This window comes from Halomonas sp. BLK-85 (assembly GCF_044792155.1).
GTDB lineage: Bacteria > Pseudomonadota > Gammaproteobacteria > Pseudomonadales > Halomonadaceae > Vreelandella.
This window is the reverse complement of the sequence record NZ_CP087731.1, coordinates 2,459,516-2,484,122: the sequence shown is the minus strand read 5'-3', so window position 1 is coordinate 2,484,122 and position 24,607 is coordinate 2,459,516. Positions and strand designations below refer to the sequence as shown.

Here is a 24,607-nt window from a genome sequence, read left to right as displayed (position 1 = left end):
AGCGTTAACGCCAATCAGTCATAAGCAGCAACGGCACCCACGGGTGCCGTTGCTGCTTATGCATAGCCGCTTTATAAAGCGGAGATTTTAGTTTGCTGTTCTTCCAAGAGTTTTTTAGCGGCCTGGAATTCGGCGAGTTTGCCGCGTTCCTTTTCCACCACGGCTTGCGGGGCTTTGGCGATAAAGCCTTCGTTGCCGAGTTTTTTCTCAATGCCGCTGATCAGCTTGTCCTGCTTGTCGATTTCCTTGGCCAGCCGCTTGAGTTCAGCGTCTTTGTCGATTAAATCTGCCATGGGCACCAGGACTTCCATATCACCCACCAGCTGGGTGGCTGACAGCGGTGCGTCGTCCGGGTTGGCCAGCCAGGTGGCGCTTTCCAGCTTGGCCAGTTTGGCCAGGAAGTGGCGATTGCTTTCCAGACGTTCGGCATCTTCCGCCTTGCCTTTGGTGAGCAAAATATCCAGCGGCTTGCCGGGGGCAATGTTCATCTCGGCGCGGATATTGCGCACCGCGATAATCACCCCCTTCAGCCATTCGATATCCCGGGTGGCCTGCTCGTCAATGCGGCTTTCATCGGCCTGTGGCCAGGGCTGGTTCATGATGGAAGGGTTATCACCGGCGTAGGTGCCCGCCAGTGGCGCAACCCGCTGCCAGATCTCTTCGGAGATATACGGCATCATCGGATGGGCGAGGCGCAGGATGACTTCCAGCACCCGCACCAGGGTTCGCCGCGTGCCGCGTTTGGCGGATTCACTGGCATTTTCATCCCAGAGCACCGGCTTGGATAGCTCCAGGTACCAGTCGCAGTATTCATTCCAGACAAACTCATACAGCGCCTGGGAGGCATGGTCGAAGCGATATTCGTCCAGCGCCCTGGTGACCTGGGTTTCGGTCTTCTGCAACTGGGAAATGATCCAGCGATCCGCCAGAGAGAGGCTCACCTCACCGCCGTTTGCGCCGCAATCCTCGCCTTCCGCATTCATCAGCACGTAGCGCGAGGCGTTCCATAACTTGTTGCAGAAGTTGCGGTAGCCGTCCAGGCGGTTCATATCAAACTTGATATCCCGCCCGGTGGTGGCCTGGGAAAGAAAGGTGAAGCGCAGGGCATCGGTGCCGTGGGCTTCTATGCCGTCCTTGAATTCGTCGCGGGTGGCCTTTGCAATCGCCTTGGCTTTCTGCGGCTGCATCATGTTTCCGGTGCGTTTTTCAACCAGATCGTCCAGGCTGATGCCGTCAATCAGGTCAATGGGGTCCAGCACGTTGCCCTTGGATTTGGACATCTTATGGCCCTGGCTATCGCGCACCAGACCATGCACATAGACGGTCTTGAACGGCACTTCGTCCATGAACTTCAGCGTCATCATGATCATCCGGGCGACCCAGAAGAAGATGATGTCAAAACCGGTGACCAGCACGCTGGTGGGGTGGAAGGTTTCCAGTTCCGGGGTCTTTTCCGGCCAGCCCAGGGTGCCAAAGGTCCACAGGCCTGAGCTGAACCAGGTGTCGAGAACATCTTCGTCTTGCGTCAGCGTGACGTTTGCGGAAAGGCCGTGCTTTTCGCGGGCTTCTTTTTCGGTGCGCGCCACATACACATTGCCGTCCGCATCGTACCAGGCCGGTATACGGTGGCCCCACCACAGCTGGCGGGAGATACACCAGTCCTGCAGGTCGCGCATCCAGGCGAAGTACATGTTTTCGTAGTTCTTGGGCACGAACTGGATATCGCCGTTTTCCACCGCGGCAATGGCGGGCTTGGCCAGCTCTTCCACCGCGACAAACCACTGATCAGTGAGCAGTGGCTCAATCACATCGCCGGAACGGTCGCCATAGGGCAGGGTGTTGTTGACCGTCTCGATCTGCGCCAGCAAACCCAGGGCGTTCATATCGGCGACGATCTGCTTGCGCGCCTCGAAGCGGTCAAGCCCTGCGTATTTGGCGGGCAGGGTGGCGTCTTCTTCAGGCTGTGGCTGACCCTTGAGGTCAAAGATCTCGGCGCGCTGAAGAATAGTCGCATCCTTGCTGAACACATTGATCAGCAGGTGATTCTGGCGCTTGCCGACTTCGTAGTCGTTAAAGTCGTGGGCCGGGGTAATCTTGACGCAGCCGGAGCCTTTTTCCATATCGGCATGCTCATCGGCGACGACAGGAATACGCCGACCGACCAGCGGCAGCTCGATAAACTTGCCGACCAGTGAGGCATAGCGTTCGTCGTCCGGGTTGACCGCCACGCCGGTATCCCCCAGCAGGGTTTCCGGGCGAGTGGTCGCCACCACCAGATAATCCTTGCCATCGGCGGTGGTCACGCCATCGGCCAGCGGGTAGCGGAAATGCCAGAAGCTGCCTTGCTGGTCCTTGTTTTCCACTTCCAGGTCGGAAATGGCGGTGTGCAGGGTTGGATCCCAGTTGACCAACCGCTTGCCGCGATAGATGAGGTTGTCTTCATGCAGGCGCACGAAAACTTCCTGCACCGCTTTATAGAAGCCGTCATCCATGGTGAAGCGCTCCCGCGACCAATCCACGCTGGCGCCCATGCGGCGCAGCTGGCGGGTAATGTGGCCACCGGACTCTTCCTTCCACTCCCACACCTTGTCAATAAACGCATCGCGGCCCAGCTCATGGCGAGTCTTGCCTTCCTCGGCGGCCACCTTGCGCTCCACCAGCATCTGGGTGGCAATACCGGCATGATCGGTGCCGATCTGCCAGAGGGTGTTGTTGCCCTGCATGCGCTTGAGGCGGATCAGGGTATCCATGATGGTATCCTGAAACGCATGGCCCATATGCAGGCTGCCGGTCACGTTGGGCGGTGGAATCATGATGGCGTAAGGCTCGCCCTGGCCGGAAGGGGCGAAGCGGTTATCCGCTTCCCAGCGCGCGTACCAGCGGGTTTCGATCTGTTCGGGTTGGTAGGTCTTTTCCATGGATTGGCTCACAGCGGCGGTGCCCTGGGTTAGCGGGCAGCGAATGCATTGATTGGGTTCGCAAAATGGCCGTTAGTATAGCGCGTCACAGGCGCTGACGTCAGGCCCTGAGCGTTAGCCGCCGCATGGCCAGCAACCCCAGCAGCGGCCCGGGCAGCAGCCACCAGATCACCGTCAGCCCCTGGGTGCTCCACAGCGAGGTGACCAGCGCAATAGCCGGCAGGGTCAGGCTGAAGCCGATGGCATTCATCATCGCCAATGCGGCGCCTAACCGGTCGCTGGGTGCCGAGACTGAAGCAAGCGCAGAAAACTGCGCCGAATCGGCAATGACGCTAAAGCCCCACAGCAGCAGTAAGGCCAGCAAGATTAACGGTGGCGCGCTACCCAGCCAGGGGTAAAAGAGACAAAGGGCGCCGGAGGTGGCCAGGGCAACAAAGGCCACCCGCGCGCTGCCAAAACGCTGGCTGGCGCGGCCTGCCAGCACACAGCCCAGCATGCCGATGGCGATCACCGCAAAGCTCAGCCAGGCAATACCGGTGGTGGGGGCATCCAGGCGAGCCAGCTCCCGGGCGACCAGAAAGGGCGTGAGCGTCCAGAAGGCATAAAGCTCCCAGCAGTGGCCAAAATACCCCAGTGCCGCGGCGCGAAAGTCCCGGCGACGAAAGGCCGCGAGTCCCGCCCAGGGGCGGCCACCTGCGGCTGTTGGCGGTAGGTGGGGACCAACCCCCAGACGGTAGATCATGGCGGCGGCCATCAGCGCCAACAAAGAAGATAGCAGCAGAGGCGTCTGCCAGGGCATGTGTAGGGTTACCCCGCGTAACAGGTGGGGTGAGGCGGTACCCAGGGTCAGCATGCCCACCAGCCAGCCTAGCGCTGCACCCGCCTGTTGAGGCGTCCAGCTGACCACCAGCTTCATGCCCAAAGGGTAAATGCCGGCCAGGCAAAGCCCGGTCATAAAACGCAGCAGGATGGCACCTGTCAGGCTTTCCAGACTGACAATAAACGCCGCATTGATGATTGCCCCGCAGACGGCAGCCATGGCAAACAGCTGGCTGGCAAGCAGACGGTCGGCCAGACCGCTGGTGGCAATCACCAGAGTACCGCTGATAAACCCCGCCTGCACTGCCATGGTCAGCAGACCGAGATCCGCGCCGCTCAGCCCGGCAGACTGCTGCAGGGCAGTGCCCACGCCATTGACGCTGAACCACAGCGACGTGCCGAATAACTGGGCAACCACGATAGTGATCAGCGGGTGGCGTTTGAGCATGGCGGGGCTACTCCAGGTCAATGGCACGTATCATACGGCGCAAAGCGCTAATCCGCTTATCGGTGGCGTTTTTATAGGCAGCGGAAGTCTGGTAAGTGGACGTATCCTGCCCGCTTTCGGCTGAACGCAGCGCCTGAATCAGCCAACCCCTGACCATCACATAATGCCGCGAATCCAGCCCCAGTGCTTTAACAGCTTCTATCGAGGCGTGCCGTTCGGGATTTTCCAGTGCTTTTTGAATTGTGAGCACCTTTTGCCCTATCTCCAGCGCATACTGATCCTGCTCGCTTAGCGAGGTAACGCTTGATGTCTTGTTTTCATCCAGCGTCGAGCAGGCCGATAATGCCATGGTGAAGAAGAGAGTCAGCCATGTTTTGGTGTTATGCATTATTAGCCACCCATTTGATCTCGATGATTGTTCTTCACCCCAGTTGATGCGGCACGACTTCGTGGCCCATTTCCTTGTAGCGTTTCCAGCAGGCGCGTTTGGCGATGAGTACGTCCTGGTGCTGGTTGATGATTTCCGCAACACGGGCGTAGGCGTCGAAGCCGTCGGGAATTTCCGGGTGCAGGTTGAGCAGGGCGGCGTCTTGTGCCGGGGCGGGGAGGGCATGCCAGCCGAGGGTGACTGGCACCTGGGCAGCCAGGGTGCTGTCTTCCAGGGCGTGAGGCAGGTAGGCGTCCGGGCGAAAGCGCCACAGGGCGTCATCGGCCTGCCGGGCCAGGGCCTCGTCCTCGCAGTGCAGGTGCAGCCGGTAACCCTTGCGCCAGATGGTTTCCGCTAATTTGCAGGCAAACTGCAGGCGGGCGTCCAGGGTGGTGTCTGGCAGGATGTAGAAATCAATGCGGGCCATGGCGGTTTCCAGCGCCTGCCACCCGCAACGTGGGTGGCAGGCATTTTCGAGGGTCAGACCAGCCGGGTCAGCCAGCCGTACTTGTCTTCGCTGCGGCCGTACTGCAGGTCAAGCAGTTTGGTGCGAATGCGCTTGGCAATATCGTTGTTGCCGCCAGCGGTCAGAGTGATGCGTTCGCTGTCGGTAACCAGCTCACCTACCGGGGTAATCACTGCTGCCGTGCCGCAGGCAAAGACTTCGCTGATCTCGCCCGAGGCCGCGCCTTCGCGCCATTCATCGATACTGATGGGGCGCTCTTCCGGTGTCAGGCCTTCGTCCTTGGCCAGGGTGAGTACCGAGTTGCGGGTAACGCCTTCCAGTATGGTGTCGGTCAGGCGCGGGGTGACGACGCGGCCATCCTTGAACACGAAGAACAGGTTCATGCCGCCAAGCTCTTCGATCCATTTGCCTTCCGCCGCATCCAGAAACGCTACCTGGCTGCAACCGTTAGCAGACGCCTCTTTCTGGGCGGCCAGTGAGGCGGCGTAGTTGCCGCCGCACTTGGCAAAACCGGTGCCACCCGGGGCCGCGCGGTTATAGTGGGTAGACAGCCAGATCGATACCGGATCAATACCGCCCTTGAAGTAGGCCGCCGCGGGTGAGGCGATCACGTAGTAATCAACCTCATGGGCGGGGCGTACGCCCAGAAAAGCTTCTGAGGCAATCATGAAGGGGCGCAAATAAAGGCTGCACTCGTCGGAATCACTGACAGGTGTGGGCACCCAGGCATGATCCTGAGCCAGCAGGGCTTTCAGTGAGCCGATAAAGTCTTCATCAGAAAGCTCCGGCAGGGCCAGACGGCGGGCACTGCGACGAAAGCGCTCGGCATTCTTTTCCGGGCGAAATGTCCATACGGAACCATCGGCATGCCGATAAGCCTTGATCCCCTCGAAAATTTCCTGACCGTAGTGCAGCACTGAAGCCGCCGGGTCGAGAGTCAAAGGGCCGTAGGGGCGAACTTCATGGGCATGCCAGCCGCTATCAAGGGTCCAGCGAACATGGGCCATATGATCGGTAAAGTGGCTGCCAAACCCGGGGTTTTGCAGGATGCTATCGCGGATGTTGTCTGCCGTCGGCTGATTGGACGGCAGCAGGGTAAAGCGGTCGGTGGGCACGATGATTCTCCACAGCTAGCGTTAAAACGCTTTTAAACTTGTTAACCAGATATAGGCACCAGCCAGCCCGGTGCCTATACGACGTATCACTGCCCCAAGATGTAACGGTTGCGTCACTGAAAGGCAACCGCCAGATGCCTGATTTTGAAGTTAGTCGTCGCTATTTTCTACCTGGACATCGGTTTCACGATCCAGCAGGTATTGGGTCAGCAGCCCCACCGGCCGGCCAGTGGCGCCTTTCTGCTTGCCGGAGTGCCAGGCGGTGCCGGCGATATCCAGGTGTGCCCAGGGGAAGTGATCCGCAAAGCGCGACAGAAAGCAGGCGGCAGTGATGGTACCTGCCGGGCGCCCGCCGATGTTGGCCAGGTCGGCAAAGTTGGAATCCAGCTGCTCCTGATACTCATCCCATAATGGCAGGTGCCAAGCGCGGTCCCAGGCGGTATCGCCTGCGTCAAGAATATCCAGTGCCAGGTCGTCATCGTTGGATAAAAGCCCGGTCGCATGATGGCCAAGCCCGATGATGCAGGCGCCGGTCAGGGTGGCGATATCCACCACGCTGGCAGGTTCAAAGCGCTCCGCGTAGGTGAGCGCATCGCACAGCGCCAGCCGGCCCTCGGCATCGGTGTTGAGAACTTCAACCGTCAAGCCCTTTAAGGTGTGGATGATATCTCCCGGCTTGGTGGCCGCGCCGTCGGGCATGTTTTCCGCCGCCGCTACAATAAATACCAGGTTGAGCCTGGGCTTGATGGCCAGAACGGCGTTAACGGTGCCAAACACGCTGGCCGCGCCGCACATATCGAACTTCATTTCATCCATGGCCTCGCCGGGCTTGAGCGAAATACCGCCGGTGTCAAAGGTGATACCCTTGCCGACCAGTACATGGGGAGCCTCAGTGGTATCTTCTGCACCCTGATAACGCATTACAATCAGGCGGGAAGGTTCGCGGCTGCCATGGCCGACTGACAGTAACGAATGGGCGCCGAGCGTTTCAAGCGCGTCTTCATCGAGAATCTCGGTGGTCAGTCGGCCTTCGGAACCGGCAGCCAATTTTTCGGCCTGCTCCGCCAGATAGCGCGGCGTGCAAATATTACCTGGCAGGTTGCCCAGCGTGCGGGCGGCATTGATGCCCTGGCCGACCGCCACCCCGATATGGCCACCTTCCCGGGCCTGCTCGGCTTCATCGCTCTCGCTGAGCAGCAGGGTAAAGCGCTGCAGGGAGGCTCGCGGTAAAGGTTGTGACTTGAAGGTATCAAAGCGGTAGAGCGCACGCTCTCCGGCTTCCATGACCTTGCGCGCTTTCCATGCCGAGTCGCGATCTTCCAGTGGCACATCGGTAAATGCCAGGCAAGCTTCATCGATAGGGAGCTTGATAAGCGCGCTGGCGGCGGCGTCAAGGGCCTTCAGGAAGGCGGCATCCTTGCATTTTTCACGCGCGCCCAACCCCACCAGCAGCAAGCGTTCAGTGCCAAGCCCGGGAGCAAACGGCAACATCAGGGTATTGCCAACTGCCGCGTCGAAGTCGCCACTTTCAACCAGCTGACTGATCAGTCGCTCGCTGGCGTCATCAAGTTTCGCAACCGCAGGAAGGAGTTCACTATCGTTAAATACCGGTACAGCAAGACAAGCCGTTTCGGCTTTCGCCGGGTTGGCTGTATGAACGGAAAATTCCATGACGTCTCCAACAAGACAAGCATCGCAGGATTCGGGATAATGCCCCAAAAGTGAGCTGTTATTGTGCCCTCTGAAACAAGTGTACCCAAGCCTTGGGCGCATTGCATGGCATCCTGCACGATTGGCCGGAGAGTGCGTTGATTTTATTTCGCTATTTAACCCGCGAAGTGCTGCTAACCATGACCGCAGTGGCGGGTATATTGCTGCTGGTGATCATGGGTAGCCGGTTTATCCGCTATTTTTCCAGCGCTGCAGAAGGTGATATTCCGTTAACTATTCTGGGTAGCCTGATGCTTTTTCACCTGCCAGGGTTTATGGAGCTGATTCTGCCGCTGGCCTTTTTTCTGGGCATTCTGCTTGCCTATGGCCAGCTGTACATGAACAGCGAGATTACCGTCATGGTGGCCTGTGGTGTCAGCCCGACGCGCTTGCTGAAGGTAACGCTGCTGCCTGCGCTAGTGGTGGCCGTAATGGTGGGCGTATGCAGCCTGTGGTTGACCCCGCTGGGTGCTTTCAATACTGAAACCCTGCTGGAAGAGCAGCGCAGCCGTCTGGATGTATCCATCCTGGCACCCGGTCGCTTTCAGGAGTTTGGCCAGGGGCGTACCGCCTACATCAGCGGTTTTTCCAGTGATGGCACCGAGATGAAAAATGTTTTTGTCAATGAGATAGGCAACACGGCTGAAAGCGAACATCATTACGTTACCCGAGCTGCCCGCGGCTATCAGGAATTGCGTGATGATACGGGCAGCCGCTTCCTGGTGCTGGAAAACGGCGAGCGATACGGCGTAACGCCTGGCCGCTTTGAGGCAGAAAAACTCGTCTTTGAACGCTACACCTTGAGGCTGGGTGCCAGCGGTCGCGTAGAAGAAGTCGACGCGCTGGAATATGCTAGCACGCCTGCTTTGCTGGCCAACCCTGATCCTCGTGCGCAGGCTCAGTGGCAGTGGCGAGCGGGGTTGCCGTTGATGGTCTTTGTTCTGGCCCTGATGGCTCAGCCGTTATCCCGGGTCAATCCGCGTCAGGGGCGCTTTGCCAAACTCCTGCCCGCGGTTTTTCTGTACGTGGCCTATCTCAGCCTGCTGTTGGCGGCCGTTGACATGATCGGCAGCGGTAGCTGGTCGTCATCGCTGGGCGTTTGGCCGGTTCACGGGTTATTCCTGGGGCTGGGGCTGATGTTACTGTGGCATTCACAACGCAAGGGGATGCGCTAATGCTGCTGGATCAGCTGGACCGTTACATTGCCCGTAATGTGCTTGCCGCCATAATAGTCGTTCAGGTGGTACTCCTCGGACTGGATATCACCATTGCCTATATTGATGACCTTGGCGATGTGCAGCAGGGCTATACCGCCCTGGATGTGTTGGCATATCTGTTATTGCGCGTTCCCTGGCGGTTTTACCAGTATGCGCCGGTGGCGGTATTGATCGGTGCCCTCATTGGCCTGGGCAGTATGGCCTCCAGCAACGAGTTGACCGTCATGCGCGCAGCAGGGCGCTCGCTGGCTCGCATTGTCTGGGGGGTCATGAAGCCGGTGCTACTGGTGATTGTGGTGGTGCTGCTGGTGGCAGAGTACATCAGCCCGCGTACCGAGCAGTTTGCCGAAGCCTGGAAACTGGAAAAACGCCAGGGGTCTGGCGCCGTCCTGACCAGCCGCAGCGGCTGGCAGATCGAGAATGACAGCATCTACCGGTTTGGCGCCATCCGCGCTGATAATGTTGTGCTGGATCTTACCCGCTATCGATTTGATGAGCGTCAACTGGTGGAAGTTTCCTATGCCCAGCGGGCGCGCTGGGAAGACAATCAGTGGCAGTTGGAAAATGTCGCTACTACCCGGCTTTATGAGGAGCACACCGAAGCCGAACAGCATGCCACCCGGCGCTGGGAAACCAACCTGACGCCTGTGCAGCTGGAGCGTTTGCTGCGCGATATTGATAGCCAGGCACCCAGTGAGCTTTATGCCTATGCAGGCTTTCTGCGCGCACAGGGTCAGCAGGCGGACGAACCCTTGCTGCATTTCTGGCAAAAGATGCTGATGCCGCTGACCATGGGGTCACTGGTGCTGATTGCGGCTTCCTTTGTGTTCGGCCCTTTGCGCAGCGTGGCAGCGGGCACTCGGGTGTTCTACGGCGTGATTACCGGTTTGCTGTTCAAGTATACCCAGGATCTGCTGGCACCTGCGTCGACACTGTTTGGTTTTTCACCGGTCTGGGCGGTGCTGGTACCAACTCTGGCCTGTGCGTTGGTAGGTATCCATTTTCTGCGCCGCAATGGTTAGCGCTCAAAACTGATGGACAAGAGAGGCATCATGCAACGACGTTTTGATCAACTGGATAACGTATGGCCTGCCACTCTGGGGCGACGGCTGGGGGCGATGGTCTATGATGGCTTTCTGATTGTTGCCATCTGGATTGCGGTAACGGTGGCACATGTTGCGCTGTTCCGCTATGTGTTGGGGCAAAGCGCCGATGAGGTCGGGGCAACACTGTTCTCGGTCGTCACGCTGCGCCTTTTGCTGGTGTTGTCTGCATTTTTTTTCTTTGCCTACTCCTGGACTCGGGGTGGCATGACGCTCGGCATGCAGGCCTGGCGATTACGGGTACAAACCCCGAAGGGGTATTCGATTACCTGGCGGCAGAGTGCGGTGCGCTGCCTCACCGCCTGGGTCTCGTTGGCCGTTTTCGGGCTAGGTTACTGGTGGGTTCTGTTTGATGGCGAAAGACGCAGTTGGCCGGATATTGTCTCTGGCACCCGGACGGTGGTTCAGCCCAAGCCAGCCTCCAGAAAGCAAAGGGCCAAGCAATAGCCAATAAAAGTGATAAGAAACTACTTGCAAAAATATATGCGAATCATTTACATTTAACTCATGACTTTCATGAGGTGTTGCCATGTATGTTTGTGTCTGCAAAGGAGTAACCGACCATCAGATCCGCCAGCATGTCAGCGACGGAGCGCGCAGTTGGCGTGAAGTGCGCGAAGCCACGGGGTGCGCCACTCAGTGCGGCAAGTGCGCCTGTGTTGGCAAATCCGTGACGCGTGATGCGGTACAGGAAGCGCGCTGCGAAGCAAACATGGGGCTTTCTTACGCAGTCTGATGTCCAGTGGTCTGATTTTATTGTGCTTTAACCGCCAGGTTTTATCGTTAAGGATGTTGGGAGTTTGCTGCTCATGAGCTATACTCTTTATTAGATTCTTCTGTCTAAAAGCACACTGATATCAACCAAGGTGACATCATGAAAGGTGATCCGAAAGTTATTCAGCATCTCAATATTGCCCTGGGCAATGAGCTTGTTGCTATCAACCAGTACTTCCTGCATGCCAAGATGTACAAGGACTGGGGTCTCAAGGAGCTTGCCAAGTGGGAGTACGATGAGTCCATCGAAGAAATGCAGCATGCCGATAAGCTGATTGAACGTATTCTCTTTCTGGAAGGTATTCCCAATCTACAGGATCTGGGCAAACTGCACATCGGCGAAAATGTTCAGGAGATGCTCGAATGCGATCTCAAGATTGAACATGACGGCCGCAAGGATTACATCGAAGCCATCACCTACTGTGAAAGCGTCAAGGATTACGTCACCCGCGATCTGCTGCGCGACCTGCTGGCTGATGAAGAAGGCCACATTGACCATATCGAAACCCAGCTTGGCCTGATTGAAAAAATAGGTATCCAGAACTACCTGCAAACACATATGCAGTTGGCCTCCGACGAAGAGTGACCCGCACAGAAAATTTTTACACCCAGCATAACGGGCAGCCAATGGGCTGCCCGTTATGCGTTGTTTATCCCTACGTCTGGTATTTGCGCTGACCGCTGGATGACATTCTTCCCGCAAGCCGCGACAATGATTGCCTGGCCCCTATCAGGATTAACGATAGTCAGCTGAACGCTGGCGGAGAAAAGGATGTTGCCACTGACAATACTTTACCAGGATGATGATCTGGTGGCGGTTCACAAGCCGGCTGGTCTTCTGGTTCATCGCTCGCAACTGGCGCGTGGTGAGCGTGAGTTTCTGCTCCAGCGTTTGCGTAATCAACTTAACAGACGGGTGTATCCGGTGCATCGACTGGATCGCCCGACCTCAGGTGTGATGGTGTTTGGGTTCTCCTCCGAGGTGGCGGCACGTCTAAGTGCTGCCTTTTCGGAACGTCAGGTAGAAAAACGCTATCTGGCGGTGGTGCGTGGCGTAGCCCCAGAGCAGGAACGGCTGGATTATCCGCTGCGTGAGGAAGACGGTACTCGCCCCAAGGCACAAATGCCGGCAATGCCTGCCATGACCGATATCCGCCGCCTGGATAGCGTAGAACTGCCGGTGCAGGTGGATCGTTATCCGGTGGCCCGCTATTCGCTGATTGAAGCCCGGCCGCTGACCGGACGACGCCATCAGATACGCCGTCATCTTTCCCGGCGTGGCTACCCGATCATCGGTGATGCCAAACATGGCAAGAGTATCCATAACCGCTTTTTTGCCGAGCGTTTTGCGACCCCACGTTTGCTGCTGGCAGCCACCTGGCTGGCGTTTGATCACCCGCAACAGGACAAGCGTGTTCAGCTCAGCTGTGCCTTGGATGACACCATGACGGCATTGTTTGATCACCTCGGCTGGGCAGGGCACCTGCCGGTGGATAGCGTACGGACGCCGCCCTGCAGTGAAGGCCGTTCATCCATTTCTCCAGTGTGAATAGCGCTGGTTGATTAACTTTGTGGAGTTTTCATGGCGGTGCAAGCAAGCCCTGTGCGTGAACTGGCTGATCAGGATTATGAGTTGCGTTTTGGCGGTATCCGGCGCTTGTATGGCCGCCGTGCAGCAGAGGCCTTCCGCACGGCGCATGTGGTGGTGGTAGGCGTTGGTGGGGTGGGTAGCTGGGCCGCCGAGGCATTGGCGCGTTCCGGTATTGGCCGCTTGACCCTGATTGACCTGGATGATGTGTGTGTCTCCAATGTGAACCGCCAACTGCATGCCCTGGATGGCACCATTGGCCGCCCCAAGGTAGAGGTGCTGGCCGAGCGCTGCCGGCTGATTGCCCCGGAGATGGAGGTGATCGCTGACAGTGCCTTTGTCACGCCGACGAATCTGGCTGAACGCATTCCCGATAGCGCCGACCATGTGGTGGATGCGATTGACAGCGTCGTGGCCAAGGCGGCACTAATTGCCTGGTGCAAGCGGCGCAAAATAGCGATTACCGTTACAGGAGCGGCCGGAGGGCAAAGTGACCCGACGCGGATTCAGGTGGCGGATCTCACCCGCACCGAGCAGGACCCTCTGCTGGCCAAGGTGCGTTCTCGGCTGCGTCGCGACCATGGTTTTTCGCGCAACCCCAAGCGGCGCTTTGCGGTGGAGTGTGTCTACTCGGATGAGCAGCTGATGTATCCGGGCGCGGATGGCGAAGTCTGCGCGCAGAAACCGTCTAACGCAGAAGCCACCCGGCTGGATTGCGCCTCGGGCTTTGGTGCCGCTACCTTTTTGACAGGCACTTTTGGCTTTGTCGCCGCTTCACGCGTGTTGGCGCGGCTGACCCGTAAAGCCACTTCACACGAGAGGAAATGACCATGACACTTCCAGCTCCAGGGATCTACCGCCATTATAAAGGCGCACTTTACGAAGTGCTGGGAACGGCGCAGCATAGCGAAAGTGAAGAGCCGCTGGTGGTTTATCGGGCGCTCTACGGCGATTACGGCCTCTGGGTACGTCCGCTTGAAATGTTTACCGAAAGCGTGACCAGGGACGGTCAAACCCAGCCGCGTTTTGCCCTTGAGAAGCCATTCTAAGGCAGTAGCTGCACAGGGAAGGGGAGCGACATGACGACACCGCAGCAGACGCTGAAAAAGGTATTCGGGTTTGATGACTTTCGCGGCGGCCAGCAGGCGGTGGTCGAGAATATTCTGAACGGGCATTCGGCGGCAGCCATTTTTGCCACTGGCGCGGGTAAGTCACTGTGTTATCAGTTGCCTGCGCTGCACCTGCCGCATCTTACCCTGGTGGTGTCGCCGCTGTTGGCGCTGATGCAGGATCAGCTCGCCTTCCTTCAACGCCTGGGCATTGCGGCGGCCAGTATTGATTCCACTCAGGATCGCGACACGACGCGTGATGTGATGGAGCGCGCCCGGCATGGCGAGCTGAAAATTCTGATGATCTCGGTAGAACGGCTGAAAAACGAGCGTTTTCGCCACTTTTTGCGCCAGGTGCGTATTTCCCTGATGGTGGTGGATGAAGCCCACTGCTTATCTGAGTGGGGGCATAACTTTCGCCCGGATTACCTTAAACTGGCGGTTTATCAACAGGCGTTTGCGATTCCCCAGGTATTGCTGCTCACCGCCACGGCAACGCCTGCGGTCATTGCCGATATGCGCGAAAAATTCGCCATTGCCGAGGAGCACGTCACCACCACCGGTTTTTACCGGCCCAACCTGACGCTGTGGGTGACCCCTGCCATGGAAAATCGCCAGCAGCAGCTGATGGAGTGGCTAGCGCCGCAGATGCAGCCAGCTAATCAAGCGCCCACCATTGTTTACGTGACCCTGCAGCAAACGGCCGAGCAGCTGGCCCGCGCGCTCAGTGCCCGGGGCATTGCAGCCCAGGCCTACCATGCGGGGCTGGATTCCGCCCACCGGGAGGCTATTCAGCACCAGTTCATGCAGGGAGAATCGCCCTGCATTGTGGCCACTATTGCCTTTGGTATGGGTATTGATAAAGGCAACATTCGCAATGTGGTGCATTTTGATCTGCCCAAATCGATCGAAAACTACAGTCAGGAGATTGGCCGGGCAGGGCGCGATGGCCAGCCAGCGATCTGCCTGACCCTCGCCGGGCGTGATGGCTTGCGCGTGCTGGAGAACTTTGTATACGGCGATACCCCTGAGTACGCCGGTATTTGCCGCCTGCTGGAAGAGATACAGTCAGCGGCGCAAACGCCGGATCGCCAATGGGAAGTGCTGCTGAACACGCTTTCGCGGGATACCAATATTCGCTTGTTGCCACTGAAAACGCTTTTGGTGCGTCTTGAAATGCACGGCATCATTGCGCCGCGCTTTGCGTTTCTGGCGGAATACCGGCTGCGTTACCATATCGAGCCACAAGCCTTGATCAGTTACTTTGACGGTGAACGCGCTGCTTTCGTGCGCCTGCTGGTCGATAACATTCCAATTGCCCGCACCTGGGGAACCGTGGATTTTGATCGCCTGCACCAGGCCGGGCAGGCAGCCCAGATTGACGCTTCTCGCGTCCGAGTGGTTACCGCCCTTGAATACTTCCAGGATAAGGGCTGGCTGACCCTGGAAGGCAAGCGAATGACCGATGTCTATGACATCCGCCAGCCCGATTTTTCTATCGAGGCGCTTGCCCGTCAGTTGTACGACGACTGTCTGATGCGCGAACGCGCCGAGATCGAACGGCTTAATGCCATGCTGGCGCTGTTTGAATCTGATACCTGTCTGACGCGGCGCCTGGCAGAGCACTTTGGCGATACGACCTTTGAAGCGCCACTCGACACTGCTCAGGGCCGCTGCGGCCATTGTTCGGTGTGTAAAGGCCAACCCGCACGGCTGCCCGAGGCGCCGCCTTTGCCTGGGTTAACCGCGGCTGATGTCAACCGCTACGCGGCCACTTTTATTGAACGCCACACGACCCAGTTGGGCCAGCCACCCAATGCCCAGCGGCTGGCCCACTTTCTATGCGGTCTGAGCATGCCGGTGTTTACCCCGCTCAAAGCCCGAAGCATTAATGGTTTTGGCGTGTTTGAGCAGCGCAGCTACCGCGATGTGCGTGAATGGGCGTCAGGATTACTGGACGCAAGCTGAACAATTCTCAACGCTTGTACTGGGTGGGGCAGTAGGCGCGGCTGACCTCTGGCGAGCGCAAGGCCTTGTGTTTGGTGTTGCGACCGCTGACCCGCTGGCGCCAGAGTTTGAACGAGTTGGGTTTGAGCTGGTGACGCATGATCTTGATCACGTCCGGCTCGCCCAGCCCGAACAGGCTTTCGATGGCTTCAAAGGGAGTACGGTCTTCCCAGGCCATTTCAATGATCCGGGATTGTTCATCTTCCGGTAACTGGCGAAAATGCTTGATGGCCGCAGAGGGCATAAAGCTGTCTCCTTGTTGAATCAGTGAGCGTCGTCAGGCCGTGCCTGCTTGGCGGCCAGCAGGGCGCGGAACAGGCCGTTCATCATCACGGGTTCGTCGTGACGGATGCTGAAGCCGGCGTTGTGTAACAGTGGCGTCGCATGGCGGGTGATATCAGTGGCCAGCGCTGATGTCACCACGTTGAAGCCGCGGCGTAGCGCGCCGGCAGGGTGGTCGTCAGGCTGAAACTTGTCCATCACACCCAGCTGGCCGTCATTATTGAGCACCCGGTGCGCTTCCGCCAGGCCCTGCACCGGGTCGGGCATCACAGCGATAATCAGGTGCATGATCACCACATCAAAATGGCCATCCGGATAGGCCAGCGCCTCGGCATCCATTACCCGGCAGGCCACGTCGCGATGCAAGGCCTGGGCACGCTGTTGGCTGCGCTTGACCATGGCCGGGCATAGGTCAGTGGCATGCAGCTCTATATCCGGCGGAATGAAGGGCATATCCAGGCCGGTACCTGCTCCTATCAACAGCACCCGCATGCCTGGCTGCCAGTCTATCTGGCCCAGTGAAATCCGCCTTGGGCGACGCAGTGCGCGTTCGGTAACGGCATCATAGAGCGGCGCATAAGCCGTGTAGCGCAAACGGTTCCAATCAGTGGCGTTGAACATGGTGACCCCCGCAGTCAATGGGCGGGTAATTAACGCTGGCCCATAAGACATGAGTCTAAGCCAAAGTCTCCGTTACACGCCAATCGGGTGTTGCTAAGGTAAGGTGCTGACCTTCATCAGGTCCGCTTCGCATCAAGCGCCACTGTCAGGGACGTTGAAAAAACACTTGAGGAGATGTGCCGTGAAATTATCCCCCGCCTATCGTTTGGCGACGACCATTCTGCACGGATTTGATGAATACCGGGCGCGTTTCCAGGAAATCACCCGGGATGCCAATCGACGTTTTTGCGAAGCGGCCTGGCGTGAAGCCCAGCAGGCGTCGGCTGAGCGCATCAACCTTTACGAAGAAAAAGTGGGGGATACGCTGGCGCGTATGCAGCGTACCTTTCCTCATGAGGTCATGGCGCACTGCGAATGCTGGCGCGAGGCACGCAGCCACTACGCACAGCTGATCAGCCAGCGACTGGATTACGAATTGGCAGAAACCTTTTTCAACTCGCTGTTCTGCTCGATCTTTCACCACCGGCATATCCGTAATGAATGGATGTTTGTCTATAGCTCCCGGGAAGATGCCGCGCATCATTCAGGGATTGAACTGTGTCGGCGTCGAGAGGTTAACGGGGATTGGCAGAGTGCCCTGGGGTGGGCATTGGCTGGCGCTGGTTTTAATAATCCGTTTGCCGACCTGGACAGCGATACGGCCCTGGGAGCACGCTTTCTGGAAAACCATCTCCCCAGGGCAATTCTGCACGCCGGTGACGCTCAGATTGAATTGTTGACACCGGTTTTCTATCGTAACAAGGGCGCCTATCTTGTCGGGCGTATTCTCGGCGGCGGCGAACAGGTGCCGCTGGTGCTGCCGGTGTTGCACGGCGAGGGATACGGCGAACAGGAGGGCGCTGATTCCCGCCTGCACCTGGATACGGTATTGATTGAAACCGACGAGGTCTCGATCATCTTTTCATTCACCCGTGCCTACTTTCAGGTGGATGTGCCGGTGCCCGGTGAATTCGTCAACTACCTTCAGCAGCTGATGCCACATAAGCCGGAAGGTGAGCTGTATGCGGCGATCGGTTTTTTCAAGCACGGCAAGACAGCGTTTTTCCGCGCGCTGAATCATCAGGTGGCCAAACGTGAAGACCGGTTCATTATTGCCCCCGGGGTGCGCGGCATGGTGATGGCCGTGTTTGTCCTGCCCTCATCCAGAACGGTGTTCAAGATCATCAAGGACCAGTTTGATCCGGTCAAGGAAATGAGCCGTGAGGATGTGCGCGAAAAATATCGTCTGGTCAAACGTCACGATCGGGTGGGGCGCATGGCAGATACCCAGGAGTTCTCCAATTTCATTGCCCGACAGGATCACTTTGACCCGGAGTGTCTGGAGCATCTGTTGGACGTGTGTGCGTCAACGGTGTATCTGAAAGGGGATAAGGTGATTATCAAGCACTGCTATACCGAACGGATGATGACACCACTGAATATCTATCTGGAGGAGTGCAGCGACGAAGAAACACGGGTCGTACTCAAGGACTATGGCAATGCTATCAAGCAGTTGGCGGCAGCGAATATTTTTCCCGGTGACATGCTGCTGAAAAATTTCGGGGTGACCCGGCAAAAGCGGGTAATCTTCTATGATTATGATGAAATCTGCTACCTGACCGAGTGCAACTTCCGCCATATTCCCAAGTCATCCTATCTGGACGGAGATGCCGGTTTTTCGGTGGGTCCCAATGATATTTTTCCGGAAGAATTCGGCCCCTTCCTGTTTGCCAACCCCAGGCTGCGTGAACGCTTCCTTGAGCTGCATCCGGAACTTCTGGATGCAGGCTATTGGCAGGGGTTGCAGCAGACCATACGGGACGGGCGTGTGATTGATGTCTACCCCTACCGTAACAAGCAGCGTTTTGCGGGCAGTGTGGGGCAGCTAGTATATTGATGTTTCCAACATAACAGCGATGAGGTGGGTATGGCAGCACCGCACCTGGTGGTATTGACCGGTTCGGGTATTAGTGCTGAAAGCGGCATCAAAACCTTTCGCGCCAGCGATGGCCTGTGGGATAACCATCCGGTCGAAGAGGTGGCAACGCCGGATGCCTGGCGGCGCGACCCGCAGCGAGTGTTGGATTTTTATAACCAGCGCCGTGATCAGGTGCGCAAAGCGCGCCCCAATGCCGCTCATAAAGCGCTGGCTGCATTGGAGCAGTCCGGGTTTGACGTCAGCGTGATTACCCAGAATATTGACGACCTGCATGAACGGGCAGGCTCACGGCATGTCCTGCATCTGCATGGCGAAATTCTCAATGCCCGCTCCTCGGTGGATAACCGCATGCGTTATCCCCTGCCCAGAGGTGGCATCCGGATCGGCGATCTGTGCGATATGGGCAGCCAGCTGCGCCCGGATGTCGTCTGGTTCGGCGAGTCGGTACCCTTATTTCCTGAGGCCTGCGATATTGTCGCTGACGCTGATTTTCTGCTGGTGGTTGGCACCTCGTTGGCGGTCATGCCGGCAGCATCGCTTCTTAAACACGTGGCCATGGAAACACCCTGTGTCGTGGTTGATCCTGATGCCGATGCCCTCAGCCCGCCTGGCGTCTTGGCCATCAACACCACGGCGGGAGAAGGCGTGCCTGCCCTGGTCAATCAGTGGCAGCGCCAGGGCAGCCTGCTGTTGCCTTGAAGACCGCTAACGACAATCCGTCATGCCTGCGTTAATGGTGGGTGCTGGCGCGCTGGCGTATAATGCTCCCCTTTTGCCAACATAGAAGGCGTTAATGTCTGATTCAGAGAATGGCGAACGTGACCCCGCTACCGGGCATCCACGCCCGCCACGGCGTGAATTCAAGGCACGGGGCAGTTTCGTCACACGTTGCTTGGGCTGTAATCTTCCTGAGCTCAACTGTCTGTGCCCTTACCAGGTGAAAGCGGATAGTATCGCCCAGGTATGGCTGTTGACTCACTCTATAGAGCACTTCAAACCCACCAACACGGGTCGGTTAATTGGCGATGTGCTGACGCAAACCAGAGTGTTTACCTGGTATCGCACTGCACCGGATGAAGAACTGGCAGTGCTGCTTGACGACCCACGCTACGCGCCTTTTGTGATATTTCCTGATGACCAGCCTGATTACGCAGAACGCGTGGTCGATATTAATGCCGTGCACGCGGTGAAGCAGCAAGCACGTATTCCGGTATTTGTGATTTTAGATGGCACCTGGCGCCAGGCGCGGCGGATGTTTCGCAAAAGCCCTTATTTGGATGCGCTGCCGGTATTGCCATTGCGCACAGAACGGGAGACTCGCTATCGGCTCCGCAAACCAGCCTCTAAAGCGCACCTGTGTACGGCAGAAGTGGCTATTGAGCTGCTGCGCCAAAGTGGCGATGAGAATGCTGCTGATGTGCTAGACGATTATTTTGATGTCTTTAACGATAGCTATGCAGAGAGCCGCTACTATCGCAAGATAGCGCAACCAACCGCTGCCATGCAGCGGTTGTTAGATCGCAAGGGGTAGCGCCACCGTTTAGGCAGGTTGGCCAAACAGGGTGCCTGCAATACGAAAGCCTGCAATCCAGGTGCCCGCCGCCGAGCCCAGGGTGGCCATGATAAACACCAGCAGCGTGCGGGAAACCCGATTTTTCCACCAGCCCTTGAGCTGGGTGACATCATGGCGCAGGGTTGAGAAATCGCGCACCTTGGGTTTGCGCATGAAAAGCTCGACACCGGCGGCGACAAAGCCTGCACCAATGGTCGGGTTAAGCGAGGTCAGCGGTGCCGCAAAAAAGGTGGCGATCACCGTGACCGGATGTGCCAGGGCCGCAATGGTAGCCGCGCCGGACAAGACGCCGTTGATCAGGAACCATTCGAGCACCAGCTGCCAGCCGAGATCCGTATTGCGTGAAAAACCGATCGCAAAACCGGTCAGTACCAGCGCGGTAATCATCCAGGGCAATAGCTTCCAGAACTTGCCTGGCGGGGGAGAGTGCTCCAGCGTCTGGCGCTCAGTGGACGGCTGTTCGGGAAGCGGCGATTCCAGATGTTCGGCTGTTCCTTTCAGATGGCCTGCCCCCAGCACCACCAAGACATGCTGGTAGCGCCCTGGTGGCGCGTCTTCGGCCAGGCGGAGCGCCATATAGCGGTCGCGCTCGCGAATCAAGGGCGTGTAAAGGGCTTCTGACTGGGCAGCAAACTCACTGAAGGTGGCCTCCAGCATATCGCCTTCCTTGAGTTTCTCGATATCCTCATGAGACACATCCTGCCGTGACAGTACGCTCCCCAGCAGACCGGAAAACAGCGAGAAACGCTGCCACCAGGGCACGTTGCGGTAGATGCGTTTGAGGGTGATACCCACATCCCGGTCGATCAGCAGCAGGGGCAGTTCGTGCCCCTGCGCCTGTTCAACGGCGGCACGCATTTCAGCCCCCGGCTCTATGCCTGACTGTTCAGCAATACGCTGCTGGAAAGCACCCAGGGCAAGGCTTGCCGCGACCATGCCCGCCTTGCCTTGCCTGAATACCTGAAACAGGTCCTGCTCACCCATGGCGTCAGGGTTCGCCATATTGTGATGGCGGGCATCACATAGCTCGATGGCTATCGCATCAAAAACGCCGGTATTGATCAGCCTGGTAACATCTTCGGCACTTTCCGCCGACACATGGGCCGTGCCCAACAAGGTGTACCGGGTGTTGTCAACGGTCAGAGTCTTGAGTGGCCCGCTGGTGGCGGGCAAGGTACTTGAATCAATATTTGAATAGGAATCAGTGAGACTCATTGAGTGTTCTCATTAAAAAGGTAAAAAGCCGGCAGGCGTAGATCAAGGCGTTTACCCTGGCCTCAACGCCGCCAGAAAGCTGGCGTAAACAGCACCAGGATGGTAAATATCTCAAGGCGACCCAACAGCATGGCCAGGACCAGAATCCACTTGGCCAGCGTCGGCAGGTTGCCGTAGTGGCCGCTGGCCTCGCCTAGCGCAGGGCCGAGGTTATTAAGCGCTGAGCCAACAGTGGACCAGGCAGTGACCTGATCTACCCCGGTCGCCATGACGCCTACCAGCATCAGGAAAAACAGCATGACGTAGGCGGAGAAAAACCCCCAGACGGCCTGGGCAATGCCATCGGGAACGCTGACCTTGCCGACCTTGACGGCAATGACCGCATTTGGGTGGATCAGGCGCATCACCTCACGCATCCCCTGTTTGATAATCAGAATGATGCGGATGACTTTCATGCCGCCGCCGGTAGAGCCGGAGCAGCCACCCACAAAGGCGGCCATAAACAGCAAAAAGGGCAGCGCCCCTGGCCAGGCAGAAAAGTCAGCCACACCAAAGCCTGCGGTTGTCGCAACTGACACCACCTGGAAGATACCGTGGCGTAAACCGCGTTCGGTGTCATAAGTGCCTGTTAGCCAGAGAGATACCACAGTGACAGCGGTCAGAGCGAGCAGGAACAGCAGCAGAAAGCGCGCTTCAGGATCCTGGAAATAGTGGCTCAGGGTTTTTTCCCGCCAGGCCATGAAGTGCAAGCTGAAACTCAAGGCGGAAATCAGCATGAAGGCGACGCAGATCAGCTCAATGGTCGCGCTGTCAAAATGCCCGATGCTGGCATCGTAGGTAGAGAAGCCGCCAATCGCCACGGTCGAGAAGCTGTGCCCCAGGGCATCAAACCAGCTCATGCCGGCCGCCATATAAGCGATCAAACAGGTCACTGTCAGCGCTGCGTAGATGTACCAGAGTGCCTTGGCGGTTTCGGTAATGCGTGGGGTCAGCTTGGAATCTTTCAGCGGCCCGGGGATTTCTGTGCGGTAGAGCGCCATGCCACCCACGCCAAGCGTCGGAAGAATGGCAACGGCTAGCACGACAATCCCCATTCCACCTAGCCATTGCAGTTGCTGGCGATAATAGAGAATTGATTCGGGCAGAAAGTCGATGCCCGTGATCACCGTAGCGCCTGTGGTGGTCAACCCGGAGAAGGACTCGAACACCGCATCCGTCAGCGATAGCGAATCTGCCCCGAACAGCATCAGCGGCAGCGAACCAAACAGCGCCAGTACCGTCCAGAACATGGCGGCGATGATAAAACCGTCGCGAATGCGCAGTTCTTTTTGTGCTTTGCGGTTGGGTAAGTAAAGTATCAGGCCGGTGACTACCGTGATGCCGATACCGCTCATGAAGGCTTCCCAAACGCCATCGCGAAACCACAAAGAAATCAGTATGGGCGGCAGCATGGTCAGGCTGAACAGCATCAGCAAGAGTCCCAGAATCCGCAAAATCACCCTTAGGCTCATAGTAAGCGTTTACTCCTTGTGTGACTGCCCAAGGGCGGTTCAGAAGAACGTCAGGCCAACCTGGAACAGGCGTTCCACGTCGCGTATGCGGCGTTTGTCGATGACAAACAGAATGACGTGATCATCAGACTCCACCACGACATTATCGTGGGCAATCAACACGTCCTTGCCGCGCACTATGGCACCAATGGTAGTGCCTTCAGGCAGGTCAATGTCGCCAATTGCCCGGCCCACCACTCGGGAAGACTGCTTGTCCCCGTGGGCAATGGCTTCGATCGCTTCAGCGGCGCCACGGCGGAGTGAGTGCACATTGACAATATCACCGCGCCGCACATGGGTCAGCAGGCTACCGATAGTCGCCTGCTGGGGCGAAATGGCGATATCAATGTCTCCCCCCTGCACCAGATCCACGTAGGCGGCATTGTTGATAAGGGTCAGCACTTTCTTGGCGCCAAGACGTTTGGCCAGCAGCGACGACATGATATTGACTTCGTCATCATTGGTCAGCGCACAGAAAATATCGCAGTCTTCGATATTTTCTTCTTCCAGCAGGCGTTTGCTGGTGGCGCTTCCGTGGAGTACCACAGTTCGATCGAGCCGTTCGGAGAGCGTGGTGCAACGTTCAAGGCTGTGCTCGATAATCTTGACCTGGTGACTATGCTCCAGGTGCTCGGCCAGGCGCTCACCGATGTTGCCGCCACCGGCAATGACCACACGCCTGAAGTCACGCTCAACGCGGCGCAATTCGCTCATGACCGCGCGGATATCACGTCGGGCGGCGATAAAAAATACTTCGTCATCGGCCTCGATGATGGTATCCCCTCGGGGGATGATGGGCCGGTTCTGGCGGTAAATAGCGGCTACGCGGGTATCGACGTTGGGCATGTGCCGGCGAAGAAAGGCCAGATCCTGGCCGACCAGAGGGCCACCATAAAACGCTTTGACGGCCACCAGTTGCACCAGACCGCCAGCAAACTCCAGTACCTGAAGGGCACCGGGATGTTCAATCAGGCGGCGTACATGGTCGGTGACTACCTGCTCGGGGCTGATCAGGACATCAATCGGAATGGCTTCATGGGCAAATAACCCTTTACGCGTCAGGTAGGCAGTGGCGCGCACCCGGGCGATCTTGGTCGGGGTACGAAACAGGGTGTGGGCGACCTGACAGGCAATCATGTTGATTTCATCGGCGCTGCTGACGGCGATCAGCATGTCAGCATCTTCACAGCCTGCCTGGCGCAACACCATGGGGTAGGAGCCCGGCCCTGTCACGGTACGGATATCCAGCTTGGTATGCAGTTCGCGCAGCCTGTCAGCATCGGTATCAATCACGGTGATGTCATTCTCTTCACGCGCGAGATGTTCTGCCAGCGTGCCGCCCACCTGGCCAGCACCGAGGATGATAATTTTCATGGTTTGCGGTTATCTCAATGCGCAGACGTTACATTGCAATGAAAAAGCGGCGACTTTTTGCTCAGTCGCCGCCAGGATGCAGGTTCACATCATTCGAGGGTGAAACCCACCTTGATGGTGACCTGCCAGTGGGCCACCTGGCCATCCTCAATGTGGCCACGCGTGTCGGTGACTTCAAACCAGCGCATGTTCTTGACAGTTTCTGCGGCCTTTGCCAAGGCATTCTGCACGGCTTCTTCAATACCTGCGGGCGACGAACCGGTAAGTTCGATATGCTTGTAGGTATGGCTCATGAGTGACTCCTCAGAAAGTC

At 57.6% G+C, this 24,607-nt stretch carries 24 protein-coding genes; 12 read left to right on the top strand and 12 right to left on the bottom strand.

The annotated features are described in order from the left end of the window. Positions 1-71: 71 nt before the first annotated feature. From LL947_RS11300 to LL947_RS11275, 6 genes are all read right to left on the bottom strand, one after another. The gene (locus LL947_RS11300) at positions 72-2,918 is read right to left on the bottom strand and encodes a valine--tRNA ligase (RefSeq protein ID WP_499833244.1); all 2,847 of its coding nucleotides are present in this window, start codon (positions 2,916-2,918) and stop codon (positions 72-74) included. Positions 2,919-3,018: 100 nt separating this feature from the next. After that, positions 3,019-4,185: an MFS transporter gene (locus LL947_RS11295; protein WP_499833243.1), complete on the bottom strand. Its 1,167-nt coding sequence runs from the start codon at positions 4,183-4,185 to the stop codon at positions 3,019-3,021. Positions 4,186-4,192: 7 nt separating this feature from the next. Continuing rightward, on the bottom strand, positions 4,193-4,573 hold the full coding sequence (locus LL947_RS11290; RefSeq protein ID WP_499833242.1) for a hypothetical protein: 381 nt from the start codon (positions 4,571-4,573) through the stop codon (positions 4,193-4,195). A 34-nt stretch (positions 4,574-4,607) separates the two neighbouring features. Next, positions 4,608-5,039 (bottom strand): DNA polymerase III subunit chi, encoded by a 432-nt coding sequence (locus LL947_RS11285; protein WP_499833241.1) that lies wholly within the window; start codon positions 5,037-5,039, stop codon positions 4,608-4,610. A 53-nt stretch (positions 5,040-5,092) separates the two neighbouring features. Then, complete coding sequence (locus tag LL947_RS11280) at positions 5,093-6,193, bottom strand: branched-chain amino acid aminotransferase (protein WP_404413982.1); 1,101 nt, start codon at positions 6,191-6,193, stop codon at positions 5,093-5,095. Between the two features lie 150 nt (positions 6,194-6,343). Next, positions 6,344-7,864 carry a leucyl aminopeptidase gene (locus tag LL947_RS11275; RefSeq protein WP_499833240.1) on the bottom strand — a complete coding sequence of 507 codons (1,521 nt, stop codon included), beginning with the start codon at positions 7,862-7,864 and terminating at the stop codon, positions 6,344-6,346. 137 nt (positions 7,865-8,001) lie between these two features. On the opposite strand from LL947_RS11275, the gene lptF reads away from it, so the two are divergent. The 9 genes from lptF (at position 8,002) to LL947_RS11230 (ending at position 15,662) form a co-directional block, all read left to right on the top strand. After that, positions 8,002-9,078: an LPS export ABC transporter permease LptF gene (gene lptF / locus LL947_RS11270; protein WP_404413978.1), complete on the top strand. Its 1,077-nt coding sequence runs from the start codon at positions 8,002-8,004 to the stop codon at positions 9,076-9,078. Continuing rightward, positions 9,078-10,142, top strand: a complete 1,065-nt coding sequence (gene lptG / locus LL947_RS11265; protein ID WP_290823309.1) for an LPS export ABC transporter permease LptG — start codon at positions 9,078-9,080, stop codon at positions 10,140-10,142. The genes lptF and lptG overlap by 1 nt, the downstream gene beginning before the upstream one ends. Before the next feature lie 30 nt (positions 10,143-10,172). Continuing rightward, positions 10,173-10,670, top strand: a complete 498-nt coding sequence (locus LL947_RS11260) for an RDD family protein (RefSeq protein WP_499833239.1) — start codon at positions 10,173-10,175, stop codon at positions 10,668-10,670. A gap of 82 nt (positions 10,671-10,752) precedes the next feature. Continuing rightward, the gene (locus LL947_RS11255; protein ID WP_290823311.1) at positions 10,753-10,959 is read left to right on the top strand and encodes a (2Fe-2S)-binding protein; all 207 of its coding nucleotides are present in this window, start codon (positions 10,753-10,755) and stop codon (positions 10,957-10,959) included. A 138-nt stretch (positions 10,960-11,097) separates the two neighbouring features. Then, entirely contained in the window at positions 11,098-11,583 is a 486-nt protein-coding gene (bfr, locus tag LL947_RS11250) for a bacterioferritin (RefSeq protein ID WP_290823312.1), read from the top strand. A 186-nt stretch (positions 11,584-11,769) separates the two neighbouring features. Continuing rightward, the gene (locus LL947_RS11245) at positions 11,770-12,546 is read left to right on the top strand and encodes a pseudouridine synthase (protein ID WP_499833238.1); all 777 of its coding nucleotides are present in this window, start codon (positions 11,770-11,772) and stop codon (positions 12,544-12,546) included. A gap of 33 nt (positions 12,547-12,579) precedes the next feature. Further along, on the top strand, positions 12,580-13,413 hold the full coding sequence (gene tcdA, locus LL947_RS11240) for a tRNA cyclic N6-threonylcarbamoyladenosine(37) synthase TcdA (RefSeq protein ID WP_499833237.1): 834 nt from the start codon (positions 12,580-12,582) through the stop codon (positions 13,411-13,413). 2 nt (positions 13,414-13,415) lie between these two features. After that, positions 13,416-13,634, top strand: coding sequence for a DUF1653 domain-containing protein (locus LL947_RS11235; RefSeq protein ID WP_499833236.1), 219 nt, complete (start codon positions 13,416-13,418; stop codon positions 13,632-13,634). Positions 13,635-13,664: 30 nt separating this feature from the next. Then, positions 13,665-15,662 carry a RecQ family ATP-dependent DNA helicase gene (locus tag LL947_RS11230; RefSeq protein WP_499833235.1) on the top strand — a complete coding sequence of 666 codons (1,998 nt, stop codon included), beginning with the start codon at positions 13,665-13,667 and terminating at the stop codon, positions 15,660-15,662. A 7-nt stretch (positions 15,663-15,669) separates the two neighbouring features. Here LL947_RS11230 and LL947_RS11225 read toward each other — a convergent pair whose 3' ends face one another. Continuing rightward, the gene (locus LL947_RS11225; RefSeq protein ID WP_290823317.1) at positions 15,670-15,945 is read right to left on the bottom strand and encodes a TIGR03643 family protein; all 276 of its coding nucleotides are present in this window, start codon (positions 15,943-15,945) and stop codon (positions 15,670-15,672) included. A gap of 20 nt (positions 15,946-15,965) precedes the next feature. After that, the gene (locus LL947_RS11220) at positions 15,966-16,604 is read right to left on the bottom strand and encodes a class I SAM-dependent methyltransferase (protein WP_499833234.1); all 639 of its coding nucleotides are present in this window, start codon (positions 16,602-16,604) and stop codon (positions 15,966-15,968) included. 181 nt (positions 16,605-16,785) lie between these two features. Here LL947_RS11220 and aceK point away from each other — a divergent pair, with 181 nt between their 5' ends. The 3 genes from aceK (at position 16,786) to LL947_RS11205 (ending at position 20,113) form a co-directional block, all read left to right on the top strand. After that, a complete protein-coding gene (gene aceK, locus LL947_RS11215; RefSeq protein ID WP_290823319.1) occupies positions 16,786-18,540 on the top strand; it encodes a bifunctional isocitrate dehydrogenase kinase/phosphatase in 1,755 nt (584 codons plus the stop codon). Between the two features lie 30 nt (positions 18,541-18,570). Continuing rightward, entirely contained in the window at positions 18,571-19,281 is a 711-nt protein-coding gene (locus LL947_RS11210; RefSeq protein ID WP_290823320.1) for an SIR2 family NAD-dependent protein deacylase, read from the top strand. A gap of 94 nt (positions 19,282-19,375) precedes the next feature. Further along, positions 19,376-20,113: a tRNA-uridine aminocarboxypropyltransferase gene (locus LL947_RS11205; RefSeq protein ID WP_499833233.1), complete on the top strand. Its 738-nt coding sequence runs from the start codon at positions 19,376-19,378 to the stop codon at positions 20,111-20,113. Between the two features lie 9 nt (positions 20,114-20,122). On the opposite strand, the gene LL947_RS11200 is transcribed toward LL947_RS11205, so the two are convergent. The 4 genes from LL947_RS11200 to LL947_RS11185 form a co-directional block, all read right to left on the bottom strand. Continuing rightward, the gene (locus LL947_RS11200; RefSeq protein ID WP_499833232.1) at positions 20,123-21,370 is read right to left on the bottom strand and encodes a TraB/GumN family protein; all 1,248 of its coding nucleotides are present in this window, start codon (positions 21,368-21,370) and stop codon (positions 20,123-20,125) included. A gap of 62 nt (positions 21,371-21,432) precedes the next feature. Then, complete coding sequence (locus LL947_RS11195; RefSeq protein ID WP_499833231.1) at positions 21,433-22,881, bottom strand: TrkH family potassium uptake protein; 1,449 nt, start codon at positions 22,879-22,881, stop codon at positions 21,433-21,435. Positions 22,882-22,920: 39 nt separating this feature from the next. Continuing rightward, complete coding sequence (trkA, locus tag LL947_RS11190) at positions 22,921-24,294, bottom strand: Trk system potassium transporter TrkA (protein ID WP_290823324.1); 1,374 nt, start codon at positions 24,292-24,294, stop codon at positions 22,921-22,923. An 89-nt stretch (positions 24,295-24,383) separates the two neighbouring features. Continuing rightward, positions 24,384-24,587, bottom strand: a complete 204-nt coding sequence (locus LL947_RS11185; protein WP_290823325.1) for a dodecin — start codon at positions 24,585-24,587, stop codon at positions 24,384-24,386. Between the last annotated feature and the right edge of the window lie 20 nt (positions 24,588-24,607).